This is a genomic window from Flavobacterium panacis (genome assembly GCF_024649945.1).
In the GTDB taxonomy this organism is placed as follows: Bacteria; Bacteroidota; Bacteroidia; order Flavobacteriales; family Flavobacteriaceae; genus Flavobacterium; species Flavobacterium panacis.
In genome coordinates this window covers 393484-408790 of the sequence record NZ_JANKMS010000002.1, presented here as the reverse complement: position 1 = coordinate 408790, position 15307 = coordinate 393484, and the positions used below count along the sequence as shown (strand labels likewise).

The window sequence follows — 15307 nt, the reverse complement described above, 5'->3', positions numbered from 1 at the left end:
ACTAATTTCTATTTTTTATCGGAATCCAGATTTCTTCTTCAGACTCAGGATCGTCTTTTTTGTATTTGTGATCCATTACTGCAAAATGAGGTCTTTCATCTACAGTGTATTCTGAATTTGGAAGCCATTCTGCAAAGATATGATGGTAAGTCTTATGTGCTTCTGTCGCTGGACCTAAATGAAGGAAAACAGCGTACAAGCCAGCAGGAACAATTAAAGTTTTCATTTCTTCTGGCACATTTTCAAAATCTGAAACTTCTACTGTAGCCCATTTTTGAAACTTCTCATTAGGATCAAAATTGTCAAAATGATTTTCATTGTAAACTTCTAAAGAATACAAATTCGGACTGATCGAATTTTTAATTTCTTTTCGTTTTGGCATAAAACCGCTCCATAGTTGAAAGGTTTTGTTTTCGATAAAAGACATTTCTATGGAATGACCCATTAGTTTTTTTTCGGTTAAGGTCTTGATAAGAGGCAGCATCATTGTTTTATCTTGTATTTTTGAGTATCTGTTTCACTGAGCGAAAAATAACCTAGTGGGTAATTTTCTTTATTGGTTACATTGACCATATTTCCTTTTACTGTTGCCGGAGGAGTCTGAAAAGGTCCGCCAACATTGCTTCCGGCAATGCTAACTAAAATGCTCATATAGTTGTAGTATTGTTTGGAGATTCCGTAATGCGTTATTTCGATTTCATATCCAGGTTTTAAATCTTCATCATCTGAAAGACTGAAAAATTCATTACCGTTAAAAAATTTATCCTCATCTACATAATAGGTTGATTTTATTTTGTTAGGATACAAATATTTGTACAGATAAAAATTATCTGCATCGGCAGGGTCATTATAAAAGGCTTTTATTTCGATGTCTTTTCCAGTAAAACCACCCTGATTATTTTGATCTATTCGGGTAATAGGCGCAACAGATTTTAAAATTTCAGTTCCTATGTATCTGTTTCCTCTGCTAATAACCGTTAAAGTGTATTCCTCATCGATCACAGGTTTAAAATCTGTACATATATATTGACCAGTCTTTTTTACCTCCATAAAATTGAATTGCTCACCATGACTATTTTTTATGAAGATAATTGCATTAGAAATAGTTGGAATTACATTGTCAAAATAACCAGTTGTTGTAGTGAGCTTTATTGTTTGTTCATTTCCAGAAGATCCTCTTTCCCAATTGATAGCAGCTTCAATTACTAATTTTGGAGGTGCTGTATCTAAGTCGACATCAACAACTTCTTCGCAACCTGAGAAGCAAATTGATATGAAAAACACGATTATTAAGATTACTTTTTTCATACTGTATTTTTTATTCCTTTTGATAAAAAGTGTTTTTTAGAATTTAAAATTATAACTAACCGCAGGAACAATTCCAAAAATGGATGTTTTAATTGCTTCGTTATTGCCAGTATCAACGTTTTGTTGAAAATTGATAGAAGCAGCGTTGTGTCGGTTGTATAAATTGTAAATACTAAAAACCCATTCTCCTTTCCAGTTTCGGTCTTTGTTTTTTCGTGGAGTCAAAGTTGCAGAAACATCCAAATGATGGTAAGCAGGAAGTCTGTTTTCGTTTCTTGAACCATAACTTGGAACGGTGATTCCTAAATATTCATATTGACCGTTTGGATAGGAAACAGGCTGTCCGGATTGCAAAGCAAAGTTAGCTCCGAATGACCATTTTTCATTTAAATTATAAGCTGAGGTAATGGCTAAATTATGTGTTTTGTCATAAGCAGAAGCGTACCATTGGCCATTATTGATTCCAGTTTCTTCTGGTGTTCTTCCTGGAGTTTGTTGTTCTGATTTTGATAAAGTATAGGCAATCCAGCCGTTAAATTTTCCCTTATTTTTCTTCAACATAATTTCCAGACCGTAAGATCTCATTTGTCCATTTAAAATCACTTGTTCAATTGCGTTGTTTGCAATTAAATCGGCTCCATCAATATAATCCAGTCTGTTTTGTATTTCTTTGTAATAGGTTTCTATTTCAAATGAATAATCACCATTAAGAATATTTTTGAAATACCCAAGAGCGACCTGATCTGCAAGTTGTGGCTTAATGTATTTGTCGCTCGGCATCCAGACATCCAGAGGAGTAGGAGAAGAGGTGTTTGAAATTAACTGAAGATACTGTGTCATTCGGTTATAACTAGCCTTGATTGCTTGATTTTCATTTAACTGATAAGAAACTGAAAAGCGGGGTTCAAAGTTGTTGTAACTTTTAATGGCTTTATTTTTGCCGAAATACTGTGTAGAAGTAGGTGTTCCTTTTTCATAAATCTCCGTATTAGTATTAAAAATAACAGCTTGGTCATTATCGTAATAATTAATAGTAGAAGAACCTAATCTGTAAAAAAGACTATATCGTAATCCATAAGAGATGTTGATTTTATCAGAAAGCTGACTTTCGGCATCTAAATAAACTGAAGGTTCGAAAGCATATTTTTTATCCAGTTGATCGGGATTAATTCCAGAATCTTCGCCAGTTGGTTTAATTGTTCCAGGATTAAATTGGTAATAAGTTCCGTTTATTCCGTAGCTTAGTTTTAATTTATCTGAAAGATAATGTTTGAAATCGTATTTGATATTGTAGTTTTTAATACCTGAATCCCAATTAAAACCAACAAAATTAAGATCTAATCCGTAATAATAATCACTGTAAATAAGAGACAGATTAGCAAATAGCTTGTCAGAATACAAATGATTCCATCGTAAATTTAGAATTGAATTTCCGTATGTATTAGTAAAACTTTTATTCAAACTAAAAACATCGCGCCCAAAATAACCCGATAAATACAAACTGTTGTTGTCATTAAATTTGTAGCTTAATTTGGTATTCAAATCATAAAAATAAGCAGCGTTGTTTTTGTTGTCTTCTGATAGTTTTAAAAACAAATGAGCATAAGAAGCTCTTCCGCCAATTAAAAAAGAACCTTTATCTTTTACAATAGGACCTTCGGCAAGAAGGCGGCTAGAAATTAATCCGATACCACCATTCATATGAAAATCTTTACTGCTTCCATCCTTTTGATAAATATCGAGAACAGAAGAAGCTCTTCCTCCATAACGTGCTGGAATTCCACCTTTGTACAGTTTTAAATCTTTAATAGCATCTGGATTAAAAACAGAAAAGAATCCGAAAACGTGAGATGAATTAAAAATAGTAGCTTCGTCTAAAAGTATCAGGTTTTGATCTGCACCACCTCCGCGAACATTAAATCCAGAGGCGCCTTCACCTGCATTAGTTACGCCTGGAAGTAATAAAATAGATTTAATGACATCAACTTCGCCTAAAACGACAGGCATCTTTTTTATCGTTGAAATCGAGAGTTTATTGACACTCATTTCAGGAGATTTGACATTGATTTTGCCTTTATTTTCTGTAATGACTACTTCTTGAAGTTCTTCGCCAGAGCTAATAGAAAAGTTGCTTTTTGTGTTTCTATTTAAAGTGATGTTCTTCTGAATAGTTTGATAGCCAACATAAGTAATTTCGATTTCATATTCGCCTTTTGGAGCAGAAAGTGAATAAAAACCATATTCGTTCGTAGTAGTTCCAATTTTTAGAGAGGGAATATAGATATTAACTCCAATTAGAGTCTCGTTGTTTTTGCTGTCGCTGATGGTTCCGCTTAGAGTGAATTTTTCCTGTGCAAATGAGGTGAAAATCGTTAAAATAAAAAGAAAAAATGTGCAGGTATTTTTTGTAATCATTACATTGATTTTGATTTACATAGTTAACAAATTCTTACTAAATATTCTTGCGAAACCTTTGTTAAACAAAAGTTAAGATAAAAAAAGGACAACCTTGTGAGTTGTCCTTTTTACTTATTTAGAAATACAGATGTATTCTGAATTATTTGATTTTAGCAACTATAGCGTTGAAAGTTTCGCTAGGACGCATTGCTTTACTTACTAACTCAGGAGTTGGTTGGTAGTAACCACCAATGTTCTGAGCTTTTCCTTGAGCGCCAATTAATTCAGCGTCGATTTTAGCTTCGTTAGCTTCAAATTCAGCAGCAATTGGAGTAAAGATCGCTTGCAATTCAGCATCTTTAGTTTGAGCAGCCAAAGCTTGAGCCCAGTAGAATGCTAAATAGAAGTGAGATCCACGGTTGTCAATTTGCCCAACTTTACGAGCTGGAGATTTATCGTTAGCTAAGAATTTATCGTTAGCTTGATCTAAAGTTTCAGATAAAACAATTGCTTTAGAGTTGTCTAAAGTTTGTCCTAAGTGCTCTAATGAAGCACCAAGAGCTAAAAATTCTCCTAATGAATCCCAACGTAAATATCCTTCTTCTGTAAATTGCTCTACGTGTTTAGGAGCAGATCCTCCAGCACCAGTTTCGAATAATCCACCACCGTTCATTAAAGGAACGATAGAAAGCATTTTAGCAGAAGTTCCTAATTCTAAGATTGGGAATAAATCTGTTAAGTAATCACGTAAAACGTTTCCAGTTACAGAGATAGTGTCTAAACCTTTGATGATTCTGTCTAAAGTAAATTCAGTAGCAGCAATTGGGTTTAAAATACGGATATCTAAGTTTGTAGTATCGTAGTCTTTAAGGTATTTTTGAACTTTTACGATCAATTCTCTATCGTGTGCTCTGTTTTCATCTAACCAGAAAACAGCAGGAGTACTAGATAAACGAGCTCTGTTTACAGCCAATTTAACCCAGTCTTGAATTGGAGCGTCTTTAGCTTGACACATTCTGAAAATGTCATTAGCTTCAACGTTTTGCTCCATTAAAACAGTTCCGTTTGCATCAACAACACGAACAACTCCGTCAGCTTTCATTTGGAAAGTTTTATCGTGAGATCCGTATTCTTCTGCTTTTTGAGCCATTAATCCAACGTTAGGAACACTTCCCATTGTTTTTGGATCAAAAGCACCATGTTTTTTACAGAAATCAATTGTTGCAGTATAAACTCCAGCGTATGATCTATCTGGAATAACAGCAAATGTATCTTGAGCTTTTCCTTCTTTGTTCCACATTTGTCCAGAAGTACGGATCATTGCTGGCATAGAAGCATCAACAATAACGTCAGATGGAACGTGTAAGTTTGTAATTCCTTTATCAGAATTAACCATTGCCAAAGCAGGTCCGTTAGCGATTGCTTGATCAATAGCAGCTTCAACTTCAGCTTGCTCAGGTCTTCCAGCGATTTTAGCGTAGATATCGCCCAAACCGTTTTTAGTATCCACATTTAATTCTGCGAATAAAGAAGCGTATTTTTTGAAAACATCTGCAAAATATACTTCAACGATAGCGCCGAAGATAATTGGATCAGAAACTTTCATCATTGTAGCTTTTAAGTGTACAGAAAGTAAAACTCCTGCCGCTTTAGCTTCAGCGATAACATCAGCAGCAAAAGCTTTTAATTTGCTTACGCTTAAAACAGAGCTGTCAATGATTTCGCCAGCTTTTAATGGAGTACTTGCTTTAAGAACAGTTGAAGTTCCGTCTTTAGCAACAAATTCGATTTTTACATCGTTAGCTTCGTTTACAGTAACAGATTTTTCACTTCCGTAAAAATCTCCATTTGACATAGAAGCCACTTTAGTTTTTGAGTCAGCAGACCAAGCACCCATTGAGTGTGGATTTGCTTTTGCAAAGTTTTTAACTGCTCTTGGAGCTCTACGGTCAGAGTTCCCTTCACGTAAAACTGGGTTTACAGCAGAACCTAATACTTTTGCATATTTTGCTTTAATTTCCTTTTCAGCATCGTTTTGTGGATCTTCTGGGAAATTTGGTACGTTGTATCCGTGCGATTGTAATTCAGCAATAGCCGCTTTTAATTGCGGTACAGATGCTGAAATGTTTGGTAATTTAATGATGTTAGCTTCTGGCTGAGTTGCTAATTGACCTAATTCTGCCAATGCATCTCCAGTTTTTTGAGCATCAGTCAAAGATTCTGGGAAGTTTGATAAAATTCTTCCTGCCAGCGAAATATCTCTGGTTTCGATTTCAATTCCAGCTGTTGCTGTAAAAGCTTGAACAATTGGTAACAAAGAGTAAGTTGCCAATAACGGCGCCTCATCAGTTAAGGTGTAAAAAATTTTTGATTTATTCATTTTCTTTTTTTTTTATAATCGTATCGTCAGGAGTTAACGATGTAAAAGATATATTCGGCTCAAAATGAGCGGAGCAAATATAGTAAAAACACAACGAAATCGGTTGAGTTTTGATGAGAAAAGAAGAAATTAACAGATTGTTATTTCGAGCTCTTTAAATTGCTAAATCGATGATTTTGGTATTAAAAAATTACAGTTTTGTTAGTGATGAAAATAGAACATAAAAAAAACTCGTTTCAAACGATATGAAACGAGTTTTTTATAACATTTTGATAAATGATTATCTTCTTTTATCTTTAATCTTAGCTTTTTTACCAGTAAGTTGTCTGAAGTAGAAAATTCTAGCTCTACGTACAGCACCTTTCTTGTTCACTTCGATTTTTTGTAAAGCTGGTAAATTTACTGGGAAGATACGCTCAACACCAACAGATCCAGACATTTTACGGATAGTAAAAGTTTCTGTGTTACCAGAACCTCTTCTTTGAATCACAACTCCTTTGAAGAACTGAGTTCTTGTTTTTTCACCCTCTTTAATTTCGTAGAAAACAGTAATAGTGTCTCCAGCTCCGAAATCTGGGAAATCTTTTTTAGCAACGAATTCGTCTTGAACGAATTTTAATAAATCTGCCATGATAATTTAAATTATGGTTTTTATATTAGAACAACATTCACGGATCTCGCCAGAGGTTGGTCAAATTCGGGTGCAAATGTAGAAAATAATTATAAATTATGAATTATAAATTGTAAATTATTTTAACTATCTGATAAAAAGGTTTTTAAATCTAGTCTCAGTCTCAGTTTCAGTCACAGAACTGAGACTGAAAACCGAGACTGAAAACTTTTTTAATGTCCTTCCAATAAATCCGGACGTCTGTTTTTAGTATGTTCAAACGCCATATCTTCTCGCCATTTATCTATTTTGGCAGCGTGTCCACTGGTTAAAACTTCTGGTACTTTCCAACCTTTATAATCTGCTGGTCTTGTATAAATCGGTCCTGAAAGTAAATTGTCCTGAAAACTATCTGTTAACGCTGAAGTTTCATCACTTAAAACACCTGGAATTAATCTTATTAAGGCATCAGATAAAACGATGGCTCCTAATTCTCCTCCTGATAAAACATAATCACCAATAGAGATTTCTTTTGTAATAAAATGATCTCTTACTCTTTGGTCAACACCTTTATAATGACCACATAAAATGATAATGTTTTCATACATAGACATTTTGTTGGCCATTTTTTGATTTAAAGTTTCACCGTCGGGAGACATGTAAATTATTTCGTCATATTCTCTTTGACTTTTTAAATGCGTAATGCAATCATCAATAGGCTGAATTGTCATCACCATTCCGGCGCCACCTCCAAAAGGATAATCATCCACACTTTTTTGTCGATTGGTGCTGTAATCACGAAGATTATGAAAATGGACTTCGACTAGGCCTTTATCAATAGCACGTTTCATAATAGAAGCCTCAAAAGGGCTTTTTAACAACTCAGGTAAAAGTGTAATAATGTCAATTCGCATTTTTATTCAATAGTTTTCTTGCTGGCAAAGATACAAAGTTAATATTTGCTAATTTTTAAAGATTTGTAAGAAGACTTTTTTAGTTAAATAACTCATTTTATGCTTAAATGATGCATTTCATCGATATATTGTGCATTTTGTCGAGTTTAATATAAAAATAAACTAGTGGTACGTTTATTTGGTGAAATAGTGTTAAATTTATAAGAACTTACTATTCAAACTTAAAAAAATATCAGACTTGCTTATGAAAAAAACTTTACTTTTACTTGTGTTAGCGGTTTTGCAGACATCGTGCTCCAATACCAATAAAACGAATGATAAGTGGCTTGGAGAGACCAAGCAGAAACTTATAAAGACTTGGGGGCCACCTGTGAGGGTGCTACATGATGATCAGAATAATGAAATACTTCTTTATGCAGATCAGGTGTTTACTAAAGATCATAATGAAGATGCAGGAATTGCTGGACCATCTTTTTGGAAATATGATTATGTGTATATAAATAAAGAAGGTAAAATTTATTTATTGCAAAATGAAAAGCAAAAATTTCCTCCGCAATCAGTAGACTCAAAAAACTTAGTGGGGCTAAGTTCGAAAACGGGCAGATAAAAAAATTAGAATGCCTTTAAGGCTTTCTCTACAAATAAATAGTATTTTTAAAGTCACTTCTTTAAAAATACTATTTATATTTTATAACAATGTCTTCAACTACAATAAAAATCTTTGCTATAACAGGCAGTACCAGAAATAATTCCAGTAATTTTAAAATTCTCCAATATGTTTCGAATCATTTGAAAGAAAGGTTTGAAGTTGAAATATTTGAGGGTTTGGCAACTCTTCCTCATTTCAATCCGGATTTGAATAATGAAAATCCTCCAAAAGAAATAATTTCATTCAGAAACAAAATTAATAATGCTGATGGTATTTTAATTTGTACTCCCGAATACGTTTTTAGTTTACCAGGAAGTGTGAAAAATGCATTAGAATGGTGCGTTTCCACTACTATTTTCTCAAATAAAAAAACGGGATTAATAACTGCTTCTGCTTCTGGAGAAATGGGGCACGAACAACTTTTGTTAATAATGAAAACTCTTGAAGCTAAATATGATGAAAATACACAGCTTTTAATTCAGGGAATTCGAGGTAAAATTAATCAAGATGGAGAAATTATAGTTGAAGAAACGGCTACAGCGCTTCAAAACTTTATAAAAAGCTTTGAGAATCATTTTTTATGATAAATTTACTATCTGAAACTATCTAACCAAATGATTACAAGAAGAAATTTTATAGTAACCACAGGACTTGCCACGACTGCTGTTTGGGCTCGGCCTTCATTAGCATTTTCTATGGAAAAAAAAGAAATTGGACTTCAGTTATATACACTAAGAAAAGAACTTCCGAAAGACGTGAAAACAACTTTAGAGAAAGTATCTAAAGCAGGATATACAACAGTTGAAACATATGGATTTTCAACTGCAGCTCAATTTTGGGGTATAAGTCCAAAAGAGCTTAAAAAGATTTTGGATGATAATGGGTTAAAGGCAGTAAGTGGACATTATAATTTAGGAAGCTTTTTGTATGACGGAAACACGACAGAATTAATTGCTTCCATTGAAGCTGCAAAAGTTCTAAAAAGTGAATTTTTAACTGTTCCGTGGGTTGATGAACCTTTTAGAAGAAAGATTGAAGATTACAAAAAGATTGCTGCTCGTTTAAATGAAGCTGCTAAAATGTGTAAAAAAGCAGGCTTGAAACTGGCGTATCACAATCACGATTTTGAATTTCAAAAACACGATGGCGTGACAGGTTTTGAAATTTTATTAAAAGAAACCGATAAAGATTTGGTCTTTTTTGAATTGGATTTATATTGGGTAATTCATTCGGGAAATGATCCTTTAAAATTGTTCAATGAAAATCCAGGACGTTTTAAAATGTGGCATGTCAAAGATAAAGCTAAAAATAATAATGAATTAAATACCGAAGTTGGTTCAGGAACGATCGATTTTAGACCTTTATTTGCTGCAGCAAAACAATCGGGAATGATTCATTTTTTTGTAGAACAAGAAAATAATTTTGCTTCAAATTCTTTCGAATCAATCCAATCGAGTTTTGATTTTATTTCTAAAAATCTAATTCATTAATTTTTTTATGAAGAAGCTCATTTTGTTGGTATTAGTGATTCTTTGTTCTTGTCAATCAAATAAAAAAGAAAAGGAGAATCCAGATCCGAAAATAAGGACTTTAGTAGAATCAAAACCTGATCCGTATTTTGTTGATATTAAGGTCAATGATGTTAAGTTGGCAAAACCTGTTTTTGGAGATTGGTTGTATACGCGCAAAGAAAAAGGACAAAGTTTTGAGCAATTCATAAATTCAAAACATATTGTTCCTACCAAAGATGAAAATGTTGTTTATTTACAGCCTATAGGAAAGTTTGATTCTTTTCAAGTGAAACAAATCGAATTGGTTAGAGAATATTTAGAAATATTTTTTCAATTGAAAACAAAGGTTTTGAAAACGGTTTCCAACGATGTCATTCCAAAACACGCCAGACGAATCGGAGATGTGGGACAAGAACAATTTTTGGCAGGTTATATTTTGGAAGATGTTTTAAAAAAAGAAAAACCTGAAAACGGAATTGGATTAATGGCTTTGACTGAAATGGATTTATATCCAAAACCAGAATGGAATTATGTTTTTGGACTAGCTTCTTTCAAAGATAAAATTGCAGTAAGTTCTATGTACAGAATGCAGAAAGAAGCCGATTTTAATTTATGTCTCGAACGTTTATTGAAAATTTGTTCTCATGAAATTGGACATATGTTCGGACTTCGTCATTGTATTGATGCGAATTGTGTTATGAATGGCACAAATAGTATGATTGAAACCGATAGACATACACTTAGACTATGTTCAAATTGTCAGAGAAAATTAAATTCAGGAATTAAATACGACAATAAAAAAAGATTAACAGAATTACAAAAGTATTTTGAGAGAAACAATTTAACTGAAGGGAAACAGTTAATGGAAAAAGATCTTAAAAGCATTCAATAAAAAAACATAAAAACATGAATATCGGAACAAGTAAAGAGTTTATAAAAGGCGATGAAATCGAATGGGAAGTTGTCGGAGAAGGAATCAAGCGTAAAATCCTGGCTTTTGATGAAAGAGTAATGCTAGTAAACGTTCATTTTGAAAAAGGTGGAATCGGAGTTTTACACGAACATTATCATACACAGGTTACTTATGTAGCTAGCGGAAAGTTTGATGTAACGATAAACGGTGTAACGGAAACATTAAAAGAAGGTGATAGTTTTTACATTCCTCCTCATGCAATTCATGGTGTGGTTTGTCTAGAAACTGGCATGTTGACTGATGTTTTTGGTCCTGCTCGTGAAGATTTTTTGAAATAAAAGCTCTTAAAATCAAAATAAATAAACCATATAATTGATTTAGGAAATTTAAGTTTTTGAAGGTATTTTAAGCTTCGGCAAGCTATTTAAATGAACTTATATAACTTATATGGTTTATAAAAATCTTAAAAATTATACTTTTTTTAAAGTTCTGCTAAAGATTAGATTGGTATTTTTGCAGCATGAATTTATCCAAAACAAATGTACTTTTTATGGCAGTTTGCACTGGTCTTATAGTTGCAAATCTTTATTACTGCCAGCCTTTGATTGTTTTAATTGCCAATGAATTTAAAATTCCAGAAGCCAGCGCAGGAACGATAACATATCTTACTCAAGCAGGTTATGCAATTGGTTTATTTTTTATGGTGCCACTTGGGGACAAGTTAGAACGAAAAAGGCAAATTTTAATGACCACTTTCGCTACTGTAATTGCGTTGTTGATTGCAGCAACAGCAAAAAGTTTTCTAGTGTTGCAAATTGCTTCTTTATTAATTGGAATTACCTCTATTGTACCGCAGCTTATTCTGCCCTTAGCGGCCTCTTTGAGTGCGCCAGAAGAGCGTGGAAAAGTTGTTGGAACCATTATGAGTGGACTTTTAGTCGGGATTTTGCTTTCGCGAACTTTGAGTGGATTTATTGGTCAAGTTTTAGGCTGGAGATCGATGTTTTATATTGCTGCCGGAATTTGTCTTTTGATCTTTTTTGTTATTCAAAGTAAGTTCCCAGTTAATAAACCGCAGTTTCAAGGAACTTATGGTCAATTAATAAGATCTTTATTTACATTGATAAAAACACAGCCAGTTTTGCGAGAAGCAACTGCTATCAATGTTTTCAGTTTTGCTCAGTTTGGAGCATTTTGGACGACAATGGTTTTATTGCTTTCTGGTGATCCGTTTGGTTTCAATAGTGCCACAATCGGTTTGTTTGGAATTGTTGGTGCTTCAGGAGCTTTAGCAGCACCTTTGGTCGGGAAACTTGGTGATAAAGGAAATTCTAGAATTGCAGTGGGTTATGGTTGTTTACTGGTTTTAATCAGTTTTATAACTTTCTATTTTGCGATAGAAAGTGTAATCGGAATTGCAATAGGAATTGTGTTTATTGACATCGGAATTCAAGGCGTTCACATTTCAAATCAAACAAGAGTTTATTCTTTATTGCCAGAAGCCCGAAACAGATTGAATACCGTATTTATGTCGTTTACCTTTTTAGGAACGGCTGCAGGATCGGCTTACGGTTTATTACTTTGGAAATTAGGCGGATGGCCAGCTGTGACGATCGGTTGTATGGTTTTGTCTTTAATATCATTAACTATTTACGGTCTTACTTATAAATCAAAATCTAAAAAACAGAAAGCGCAAATTGATTAAGAAATTAATTTGTAAATTTGCGTTCAAATTAAAAATAACAACATGGAAAACGGAATATACGCTAAATTCAATACTAGCAAAGGTTCGATTTTAGTAAAATTGACACACGATTTAACACCGGGAACTGTAGGTAACTTTGTAGCTCTTGCAGAAGGAAATATGGAAAATAAAGTGAAACCTCAAGGACAAAAATTCTATGACGGATTAACTTTCCACAGAGTAATTGCAGATTTCATGATTCAGGGAGGTTGTCCAAAAGGAACTGGAACTGGAGATCCAGGTTATAAATTTGATGATGAATTTCACCCAAGTTTAAAACATGACCGTCCAGGAGTTTTATCTATGGCAAACTCAGGACCTGGAAGTAATGGTTCTCAATTTTTCATTACTCACGTTCCAACTCCTTGGTTAGATAACAAACATACTGTTTTTGGACATGTGATTGAAGGACAAGATGTTGTTGATGCTGTTGCTCAGGGTGATAACTTAGAGTCTGTAGAAATTATCAGAGTTGGAGAAGAAGCTCAAAAATGGAACGCTATTGAAGCTTTTGTTGGTTTGAAAGGGGCTCGTCTAAAAAGAGAAGCAGCTTTAAAAGCAGAATCTGAAGCAAAAATGGAACAATTAGCTGCTGGTTTTGATAAAACAGAAAGCGGTTTACGTTATAAAATGATTCAAAAAGGAGAAGGAAAAAGAGCTGAAGCAGGAAAAACAGTTTCTGTTCACTACGAAGGTTCTTTAGAAAACGGAAAAGTTTTCGATTCTTCTTACCCACGTAAAAAACCAATCGAATTCAAATTAGGAATTGGACAAGTTATCGAAGGATGGGACGAAGGTATCGCTTTATTACAAGTTGGAGACAAAGCTCGTTTTGTAATTCCTTCTGATTTAGGTTACGGACCATCTGGTGCTGGAGGAGTTATTCCACCAAACGCAACTTTGATTTTTGACGTTGAATTAATGGACGTAAAATAAGAGTTTATTAGCAATTTAGGATTGTTATAAATAGAATCCCATTCGAATCTCGAATGGGATTTTTTTTATTTTTACTAAAAAACATTGTAATGAGAAAGACTTTAATTTTAGCAGGAACGGTTTTAGTTTTAGTAGCCTGTGGTGCTAAGCAATCAATGGCAGAAGCTCCGCCACCGCCACCGCCACCACCTTCAAAAGAAGTATCTGCTAAAGATCTTGTATTTGGAGATACAGCTTTGGCAGAAGGAAAGCAATTGTATGATAACAATTGTGCAAAATGTCATAAATGGTATGAACCAAAACAGTTTAGCAAAGAAGAGTGGAAGCCAATTTTGGTAAGAATGCAGAAAAAGGCAAAACTTGACGATATTCAAATGGCTTCAATAACCAATTTTATTGATTCTCAATTGTAATTCGTATTAAAAAAAACATAAAAAACCGATTCAATAAATAATTGAATCGGTTTTTTTATTTTCAAATAGATATAAAAAAACACCTTCACAGAATGAGGTGTTTAAAAAGTTAAGAATGATGTACAGCCGAATTATCTACAGCTACTACTTTTAAAGTTTTTATTCCAGCCGGCAGTTCCCAATCGACTTCATCATTTTCTTTAAAACCAATAATAGCAACGCTTAAAGGAGCTAAGATTGAAATTTTAGATTGTTTTACATCTGCAGCAGAAGGTAAAACGATTTGGATTTTCATTTGTTTTTTTGCTTTTACATCTTCAATTGTTACAAAAGAATTAATGCGTATAACAGAACTATCCAATTCGCTTTCTTTGCTTATCACAGCACGATCTAATTCTTGTGAAAGTTGATTCGCTTCTTTTGTATTCGTTGAATTTTTACTTTTTAAAATCAATTCTCTTAGAAATTGATAATCTGATTTACAGAAAGTGGGTGTTGGTTTCATATCTATAATTGAATTTATTGTTATTAAATTGAGCTAATTTTTCTTCTTTAGGATTTATTAAAAACGAATAATTTTTTAGTCTTTTGAACTAAAAATTTTAATTAGAAAAACAAAAAAATATCTGACCCAAAATGAATTTTGTCAAATAAATAAATGTTTAAGTTGATGTAAATCCTCCGTCAAAAAGAAGAAAACTGAAGTAGACGGAGGCCTAATTAATAAAGGCCTTATTATGTGAAATAATTACAGCATCTAGCGGTTTTGCAATGCAAAACGACTGTTTAGAGGCTGTATGTAGTATTTTATTTCCCATAAGGATGATTAAATTGATTTGCAAAGATAGGGAATCTTTTTGGATTTAGTGCGTATTTACTTCCATTTAATGCCGCAGCCCAAACTTGGTTTTTGAGTTTCTTTTAAACTTCTGTTATAAATTAAAGCATCAATTGCGCCTCTTAGATCGCTTCCGCTAAGGGTAATTCCGTTGCCTGGTCTTGAATCATCTAACTGTCCGCGATAAAATAAACGGTTTTGATTGTCAAATAAATAGAAATCAGGAGTACAGGCTGCCTGATAAGCTTTGGCTGTTTCCTGACTTTCGTCATATAAATAAGGAAAGTCAATTTTATTTTTCATAGCAAATTCAGTCATTAATTCTGGAGAATCCTCCGGATATTTTGTAATGTCATTGCTTGAAATGGCAATTACACCAATTCCCTGTACACGATAATCGTTTGAAATCATTACAACTTCCTGAATGACATGATGCACAAACGGACAATGATTACAAATAAATAGAACCAATGTTCCTTTTGATCCTTTTAAATCTTCGAAACTAAAAGTATCATTGGAATTAGTGTCTCTTAAATAAAAATCCGGAGCAATTGTCCCTAAAGGAAGCATTGTCGATTCTGTACGTGCCATTTTATTCGAAATTAGATTTTCAAAAATAGCTTTAAAAATCTGTAAATAAAAGAGCACAAGAATAAAAAATATCCAAAGAAGCAGTTAGCATTATCTGCTTGCT

The 15307-nt window shown here is 33.4% G+C and carries 16 protein-coding genes; 8 read left to right on the top strand and 8 right to left on the bottom strand.

The window, feature by feature from the left end:
* Position 1 precedes the first annotated feature (1 nt).
* The 6 genes from NQQ59_RS06785 to trmD form a co-directional block, all read right to left on the bottom strand.
* Positions 2–484: a GyrI-like domain-containing protein gene (locus NQQ59_RS06785; RefSeq protein ID WP_144219758.1), complete on the bottom strand. Its 483-nt coding sequence runs from the start codon at positions 482–484 to the stop codon at positions 2–4.
* Entirely contained in the window at positions 484–1308 is an 825-nt protein-coding gene (locus NQQ59_RS06780; RefSeq protein ID WP_144214897.1) for a DUF4249 domain-containing protein, read from the bottom strand. Before NQQ59_RS06780 ends, NQQ59_RS06785 begins: the two co-directional genes overlap by 1 nt.
* 36 nt (positions 1309–1344) lie before the next feature.
* Positions 1345–3723 carry a TonB-dependent receptor gene (locus NQQ59_RS06775; protein ID WP_144214896.1) on the bottom strand — a complete coding sequence of 793 codons (2379 nt, stop codon included), beginning with the start codon at positions 3721–3723 and terminating at the stop codon, positions 1345–1347.
* Between the two features lie 142 nt (positions 3724–3865).
* Positions 3866–6085, bottom strand: a complete 2220-nt coding sequence (locus tag NQQ59_RS06770; protein WP_144214895.1) for an NADP-dependent isocitrate dehydrogenase — start codon at positions 6083–6085, stop codon at positions 3866–3868.
* A 280-nt stretch (positions 6086–6365) separates the two neighbouring features.
* Positions 6366–6716 carry a 50S ribosomal protein L19 gene (gene rplS, locus NQQ59_RS06765; RefSeq protein WP_144214894.1) on the bottom strand — a complete coding sequence of 117 codons (351 nt, stop codon included), beginning with the start codon at positions 6714–6716 and terminating at the stop codon, positions 6366–6368.
* A gap of 212 nt (positions 6717–6928) precedes the next feature.
* Complete coding sequence (gene trmD, locus NQQ59_RS06760) at positions 6929–7609, bottom strand: tRNA (guanosine(37)-N1)-methyltransferase TrmD (protein ID WP_144214893.1); 681 nt, start codon at positions 7607–7609, stop codon at positions 6929–6931.
* A 244-nt stretch (positions 7610–7853) separates the two neighbouring features.
* Between trmD and NQQ59_RS06755 the strand changes: the two genes are divergently transcribed.
* The 8 genes from NQQ59_RS06755 (at position 7854) to NQQ59_RS06720 (ending at position 13775) form a co-directional block, all read left to right on the top strand.
* Positions 7854–8216 carry a hypothetical protein gene (locus NQQ59_RS06755; protein ID WP_144214892.1) on the top strand — a complete coding sequence of 121 codons (363 nt, stop codon included), beginning with the start codon at positions 7854–7856 and terminating at the stop codon, positions 8214–8216.
* Between the two features lie 89 nt (positions 8217–8305).
* Positions 8306–8842: an NADPH-dependent FMN reductase gene (locus NQQ59_RS06750; RefSeq protein ID WP_144214891.1), complete on the top strand. Its 537-nt coding sequence runs from the start codon at positions 8306–8308 to the stop codon at positions 8840–8842.
* A gap of 30 nt (positions 8843–8872) precedes the next feature.
* The gene (locus NQQ59_RS06745; RefSeq protein ID WP_144214890.1) at positions 8873–9748 is read left to right on the top strand and encodes a sugar phosphate isomerase/epimerase family protein; all 876 of its coding nucleotides are present in this window, start codon (positions 8873–8875) and stop codon (positions 9746–9748) included.
* A gap of 7 nt (positions 9749–9755) precedes the next feature.
* Entirely contained in the window at positions 9756–10661 is a 906-nt protein-coding gene (locus NQQ59_RS06740) for a Zn-dependent protease (RefSeq protein ID WP_144214889.1), read from the top strand.
* A 14-nt stretch (positions 10662–10675) separates the two neighbouring features.
* Positions 10676–11020 (top strand): cupin domain-containing protein, encoded by a 345-nt coding sequence (locus NQQ59_RS06735; RefSeq protein ID WP_144214888.1) that lies wholly within the window; start codon positions 10676–10678, stop codon positions 11018–11020.
* A 212-nt stretch (positions 11021–11232) separates the two neighbouring features.
* Positions 11233–12387 carry an MFS transporter gene (locus tag NQQ59_RS06730; RefSeq protein WP_257698156.1) on the top strand — a complete coding sequence of 385 codons (1155 nt, stop codon included), beginning with the start codon at positions 11233–11235 and terminating at the stop codon, positions 12385–12387.
* 42 nt (positions 12388–12429) lie between these two features.
* The gene (locus tag NQQ59_RS06725; protein ID WP_144214886.1) at positions 12430–13362 is read left to right on the top strand and encodes a peptidylprolyl isomerase; all 933 of its coding nucleotides are present in this window, start codon (positions 12430–12432) and stop codon (positions 13360–13362) included.
* An 89-nt stretch (positions 13363–13451) separates the two neighbouring features.
* Positions 13452–13775 (top strand): c-type cytochrome, encoded by a 324-nt coding sequence (locus NQQ59_RS06720; protein WP_144214885.1) that lies wholly within the window; start codon positions 13452–13454, stop codon positions 13773–13775.
* A 109-nt stretch (positions 13776–13884) separates the two neighbouring features.
* On the opposite strand, the gene NQQ59_RS06715 is transcribed toward NQQ59_RS06720, so the two are convergent.
* Both NQQ59_RS06715 and NQQ59_RS06710 read right to left on the bottom strand, forming a co-directional pair.
* Positions 13885–14280 (bottom strand): GreA/GreB family elongation factor, encoded by a 396-nt coding sequence (locus NQQ59_RS06715; protein ID WP_144214884.1) that lies wholly within the window; start codon positions 14278–14280, stop codon positions 13885–13887.
* Between the two features lie 369 nt (positions 14281–14649).
* Positions 14650–15204 carry a thioredoxin family protein gene (locus tag NQQ59_RS06710; protein WP_144214883.1) on the bottom strand — a complete coding sequence of 185 codons (555 nt, stop codon included), beginning with the start codon at positions 15202–15204 and terminating at the stop codon, positions 14650–14652.
* Positions 15205–15307: the final 103 nt, after the last annotated feature.

What these genes read in the sequence shown, in the direction of transcription:
- NQQ59_RS06785 (WP_144219758.1), bottom strand. Translation starts at nt 484, where the DNA reads ATGCTGCCTCTTATCAAGACCTTAACCGAAAAAAAACTAATGGGTCAT.
- NQQ59_RS06780 (WP_144214897.1), bottom strand. Translation starts at nt 1,308, where the DNA reads ATGAAAAAAGTAATCTTAATAATCGTGTTTTTCATATCAATTTGCTTC.
- NQQ59_RS06775 (WP_144214896.1), bottom strand. Translation starts at nt 3,723, where the DNA reads ATGATTACAAAAAATACCTGCACATTTTTTCTTTTTATTTTAACGATT.
- NQQ59_RS06770 (WP_144214895.1), bottom strand. Translation starts at nt 6,085, where the DNA reads ATGAATAAATCAAAAATTTTTTACACCTTAACTGATGAGGCGCCGTTA.
- rplS (WP_144214894.1), bottom strand. Translation starts at nt 6,716, where the DNA reads ATGGCAGATTTATTAAAATTCGTTCAAGACGAATTCGTTGCTAAAAAA.
- trmD (WP_144214893.1), bottom strand. Translation starts at nt 7,609, where the DNA reads ATGCGAATTGACATTATTACACTTTTACCTGAGTTGTTAAAAAGCCCT.
- NQQ59_RS06755 (WP_144214892.1), top strand. Translation starts at nt 7,854, where the DNA reads ATGAAAAAAACTTTACTTTTACTTGTGTTAGCGGTTTTGCAGACATCG.
- NQQ59_RS06750 (WP_144214891.1), top strand. Translation starts at nt 8,306, where the DNA reads ATGTCTTCAACTACAATAAAAATCTTTGCTATAACAGGCAGTACCAGA.
- NQQ59_RS06745 (WP_144214890.1), top strand. Translation starts at nt 8,873, where the DNA reads ATGATTACAAGAAGAAATTTTATAGTAACCACAGGACTTGCCACGACT.
- NQQ59_RS06740 (WP_144214889.1), top strand. Translation starts at nt 9,756, where the DNA reads ATGAAGAAGCTCATTTTGTTGGTATTAGTGATTCTTTGTTCTTGTCAA.
- NQQ59_RS06735 (WP_144214888.1), top strand. Translation starts at nt 10,676, where the DNA reads ATGAATATCGGAACAAGTAAAGAGTTTATAAAAGGCGATGAAATCGAA.
- NQQ59_RS06730 (WP_257698156.1), top strand. Translation starts at nt 11,233, where the DNA reads ATGGCAGTTTGCACTGGTCTTATAGTTGCAAATCTTTATTACTGCCAG.
- NQQ59_RS06725 (WP_144214886.1), top strand. Translation starts at nt 12,430, where the DNA reads ATGGAAAACGGAATATACGCTAAATTCAATACTAGCAAAGGTTCGATT.
- NQQ59_RS06720 (WP_144214885.1), top strand. Translation starts at nt 13,452, where the DNA reads ATGAGAAAGACTTTAATTTTAGCAGGAACGGTTTTAGTTTTAGTAGCC.
- NQQ59_RS06715 (WP_144214884.1), bottom strand. Translation starts at nt 14,280, where the DNA reads ATGAAACCAACACCCACTTTCTGTAAATCAGATTATCAATTTCTAAGA.
- NQQ59_RS06710 (WP_144214883.1), bottom strand. Translation starts at nt 15,204, where the DNA reads ATGGCACGTACAGAATCGACAATGCTTCCTTTAGGGACAATTGCTCCG.